Source organism: Shewanella sp. 11B5 (assembly GCF_002836795.1).
Lineage (GTDB): Bacteria > Pseudomonadota > Gammaproteobacteria > Enterobacterales > Shewanellaceae > Shewanella > Shewanella frigidimarina.
The window spans coordinates 1-4,447 of sequence record NZ_PJAP01000551.1 but is presented as its reverse complement, the minus strand read 5'-3'; the positions used below and the strand labels follow the sequence as shown (position 1 = coordinate 4,447).

At 41.6% G+C, this 4,447-nt stretch carries 3 protein-coding genes; 1 reads left to right on the top strand and 2 read right to left on the bottom strand.

Annotated features, from left to right (window positions below; genetic code table 11):
• Positions 1–1,428, top strand: a 1,428-nt coding sequence (locus CXF78_RS12955) for an HD domain-containing phosphohydrolase (protein WP_145991438.1), incomplete at its 5' end; no start/stop codon positions are given.
• A gap of 136 nt (positions 1,429–1,564) precedes the next feature.
• On the opposite strand, the gene dapD is transcribed toward CXF78_RS12955, so the two are convergent.
• Both dapD and glnD read right to left on the bottom strand, forming a co-directional pair.
• Positions 1,565–2,389 carry a 2,3,4,5-tetrahydropyridine-2,6-dicarboxylate N-succinyltransferase gene (dapD, locus tag CXF78_RS12950; protein ID WP_011636741.1) on the bottom strand — a complete coding sequence of 275 codons (825 nt, stop codon included), beginning with the start codon at positions 2,387–2,389 and terminating at the stop codon, positions 1,565–1,567.
• A gap of 50 nt (positions 2,390–2,439) precedes the next feature.
• Positions 2,440–4,447, bottom strand: a 2,008-nt coding sequence (glnD, locus tag CXF78_RS12945) for a [protein-PII] uridylyltransferase (RefSeq protein ID WP_102037032.1), incomplete at its 5' end; no start/stop codon positions are given.

Here is a 4,447-nt window from a genome sequence, read left to right as displayed (position 1 = left end):
TCATTGACACAATCTACTGTAGGTTATCTGCATATATTTGATGAAAAAAACAATCAAATTGTGCGAACCACATGGAGTGAAAACGTTAGTGATTATTTTACGATTGCCAAACAACAAACGTATAAAGCTGATTCAGGTATTTGGGCAGAAACCATCCAAACCCGTAAATCGACGGTGCACAATGAGTTAACCAGTATTTCTGAGAACCGCACACAACAACAAGGTTTTTTTGCCTTTAGTAATCATCTTTGTGTGCCCATTCATTATCGCAAAAAACTCGTTGGCATTATCGGCGTTGGCAATCGTGACAAACCTTATACCCAAGTAGACGCCAAATCGTTAAGTATTTTTGCGACTATTTTGTGGCACAGCGTCGAATTGCCACGCACCATGAAAGCAGTGTCGAGGCAATCTAGCATTATTAAAATGCAAAAAGAAAAGATGACCCTCATTTTGGTGCAGTTGATTGGTGCCATTTCAGAAGCGCTAGAATTAAAAGATGCTTATACCGCGGGTCACCAAAAATCGGTTGCGCAGTTAAGCTATCTTATTGGCGAGAAAATGGGCTTAACACCTGAAGTTTTGGAAGGATTAAAACTGGGTTCATTGATCCACGATATCGGTAAGTTGGCCATTCCAAGCCAGATTCTATCTAAACCTTCAAGGTTAAGCGATGCTGAGTTTGGTTTGGTTAAGCAGCATCCTGAGCAAGGCGCATTAATTGTTGATGAAGTAGAGTTTCCTTGGCCTATTAAGCAAATGATCCTTCAACATCATGAGCGCTTAGACGGCTCTGGTTACCCCAAAGGATTAAAAGCGGATGACATCATACTTGAGGCCAAGATCATTGCTGTCGCCGACGTTGCTGATTCGATTCTTAGCCATCGACCTTATCGCCCATCGTTGGGAATGGAAGTGTTAACCCAAGAGTTATTAAAAGGCAGAGGGAAAGTCTTTGATGCCGCTGTTGTGGATGCATGTATTGATATTCTAGCTGTAGAAGACTTCAAAGAAGAAGAGTATGTTAGCAGTTTGTCATTAGCCCCAGTTGTGTTTTTAGAGGAATATCATACTCTTGAACACGCTGAGTCTATGATGAAGAAAGCTAAAATGGATGTGGCAGTAGTATTGTCTGAAAAAAATCGTAACCCAATAGGCGTGGTTGATAATCATGTTTTAGCTTTTTGGCACAGTCCATTTTTAAATACCGCAGCAGAACGTGCAGCAGATAGAAGCTTACTGAATAAACGTGTACATCAAGTGATGGTGCATAAAATGAATATGATTATCGATCATACCATTTTGAATGATGCCAAACTGACGATGGAAAAAACTAATGCCAGCTATTTAATCGTCCAGAATGATAAGCAACAAGTTATTGGTATGTTGACCTGGCGAATTTTAGCGGCAGCATTACTCAATCGATAACGTCATTGTGAGATGACTCAATATAACGCTGTTTCAGTACCTCATAAAAATCATAACATTCCACAGAATTCATAGTGCTTATGGCAACAAAAAAGGCTCCTAGGAGCCTTTTTTAGATTATTGTTGGATAATATAATTAATCAACAATACGTAATAGTTCATTGATACCCACTTTACCGCGGGTTTTGGCATCAACTTTTTTGACAATAATCGCTGCATATAAGCTGTATGTGCCACACGCTGATGGTAAGTTACCTGATACGACAACCGAGCCAGCGGGAACACGACCGTAATGCACTTCACCGGTTTCACGATCAAAAATTCGCGTGCTTTGACCAATGTAAACGCCCATTGAAATTACGCTGCCTTCTTCAACAACAACACCTTCAACGATTTCGCTGCGAGCACCAATAAAACAGTTGTCTTCAATAATGGTTGGACCTGCTTGTAATGGCTCTAATACACCGCCAATACCAACACCGCCAGATAAGTGTACGTTTTTACCTATCTGCGCACACGAACCAACAGTGGCCCATGTATCAACCATAGTGCCTTCATCAACATAAGCACCAAGGTTAACGTAAGATGGCATTAATACCGTGTTCTTACCAATAAATGAGCCTTTGCGAACCGTTGCTGGTGGCACAACTCGAATGCCCTCTGCTTTGAAACGGGCTTCATCATAATCGGCAAATTTTTGCGGAACTTTGTCGAAATATTTGGTGTCGCCACCTTCAATCACGCCGTTATCAAAAATGCGGAAAGACAGGAGTACGGCTTTTTTAAGCCATTGGTGTACATGCCATTCTCCGTCAATCTTTTCAGCAACGCGTGCTTGGCCTTTATCGAGCATATTGATCACGGTTTCAACATCGGCGCGAACACTAGGTTCTACGCTTGAAGGTGAGATATCTTGACGTGTTTCGAATGCTGCTTCAATGCGTTGGCGTAAAGCCTCCATTGTTTTCTCCCGGTATTAAATGATTAGTAGCGTAAATTTATGGTTTAAAATTAGTTAGATGATTTTAACGCCAGTGTTAGCGCATCAGATAATTGTTGCTGTTGTGGCTCATCTAGGGCCGTTCCACTTTGGTTTTGTAATATGAAAAAATCTTCTGCACGTTCGCCAATAGTGGTAATTTTGGCTGCTAATAATGTCACGTTGCAACGATAGAGCGTATCACCGACTTTGGCTAATAGGCCTGGGGTATCGAGGGTGATTAATTCCATCATACTTGTACCATGGCGAGCACTGGGTAAGAAACTCACATGAGTCGCAACATTAAAAGGTTTCATGATCCGGGCTAGTTTTCTAAACTTCGGCAGTTTTGGATTTTCACTGGCCAAGGCTTTTTCAAGTGCTTTACGAATACTTTGAATGCGTGACAATTGGATAATTGGCTCGCCATCTTGTTCTAAAATCACAAAGGTGTCGAGTGCATAATTATCTTTTGATGTCATGATATTAGCGTCATGAACATTGATATTTTTGTTGTCTAAAACGGTCATTACGGTGGCAAACAGTTTTGGTTTATCTTTGCTATAGACAAAAAGCTCCGTCCCACCCCGTGTTGTATGTTTAGACATTAACACTAATGGTTCGTCGTGATGATGTTTTAGAATAGCCTCTGCATGCCAAGCCACTTGGGTTGGCTGATGACGTAAAAAATAGTCAGATTTGAATCGAGACCAGAGTTCATCCATGTCTTTTTCTTTGAGGCCACGACGAATAAGTTCTTTTTTAGCTTTGGCTTGGATCTCTTTTACGCGTGCTTTAGCATCGATAGGTTTTTCTTTTCCCCGAGCTAATACTCGTTGAGTTGAAAAATACAAGTCGCGTAATAACGAGCCTTTCCAGTTATTCCATGTTTTCTCATTAGTGGCACAAATATCGGCTACTGTGAGGCAATATAAATAACTTAAGTGCGCTGCATCGCGTACTTTTTCAGCAAATAGTGCAATCACTTCAAGGTCTGAAATATCTCTGCGCTGAGCGGTGATTGACATCACGAGGTGATTTTCAACTAACCAAGCCACTAAGCGACCGTCATGATCATTCATGCCATGTAATTTACAAAAATCGATGGCGTCTTTTGAACCTAATTTGCTGTGATCGCCGCCACGGCCTTTAGCGATATCATGAAAGATGGCCCCGAGGACTAATAGGCCTTTTTTCGGCAACTGATTAATTAAGATGGCGCCTAGTGGAAATTCATCTTTTTGTTCAGCCTGTGAAAAGCGGTCAATATTGAGCAGTAATCTATGGGTGTGTTCGTCAACCGTATAGGCATGAAATAAATCAAACTGCATTTGGCCTTCAATCTTGCGCCAAGCCGGTAAGTAAGACGATAAAATCCCGTGTTGATGCATGAGTGAAAGCGCGGTAATACCTCGGGGATGTTTTAATATCTCCATAAACACTTTACGACAGGCGGGATTTTCTTGTAAGGGTGATGTTAGAGCTCTACGGGCATTGCGCAGTAAGCGTAACGTTGGCGCGTAAATTTCTTGAATGTTAGAGTTTTTCGCCACCAGTAGAAATAAACGTAATATTTCTTCGTTTTGGCGGCTAAATAAATCGTCATCTAACACTTCAATATAACGCCCGCGACGTTGATAAGCCTCACTTATCGGCTGGATTTCTAGTGCTTGAGTGTGACCTAATGTTGCACGCTTAAACAATTGCAGCAGCATTTGATTAAGCTCCATCACCCGGCGAACCGTACGATAGTAGCGTTTCATCATTTGTTCGACGGCTAATTGAGTTGCATCTTCGTAACCTAATAAACTGGCTATTTGTCGCTGTAAATCAAACAATAATCTGTTTTCGTTGCGATTAGCGGTGATGTGAAGTGCAAAACGGATTTCCCACAGAAAATTTTGGCATTCAATTAATTCTGCCAGTTCTGCTGGTGATAAAAAGTCGTGTTCAACAAGCTCTTCAAGCGTAGCTGCATCAAAGTGGCGCATTGCGACCCATGCGATGGTTTGAATATCACGCAATCCGCCGGGGCAGGTT

Bases quoted from the DNA above. Each gene is read 5' to 3' on its own strand.
- dapD (WP_011636741.1), bottom strand. From the start codon at position 2,389: ATGGAGGCTTTACGCCAACGCATTGAAGCAGCATTCGAAACACGTCAA.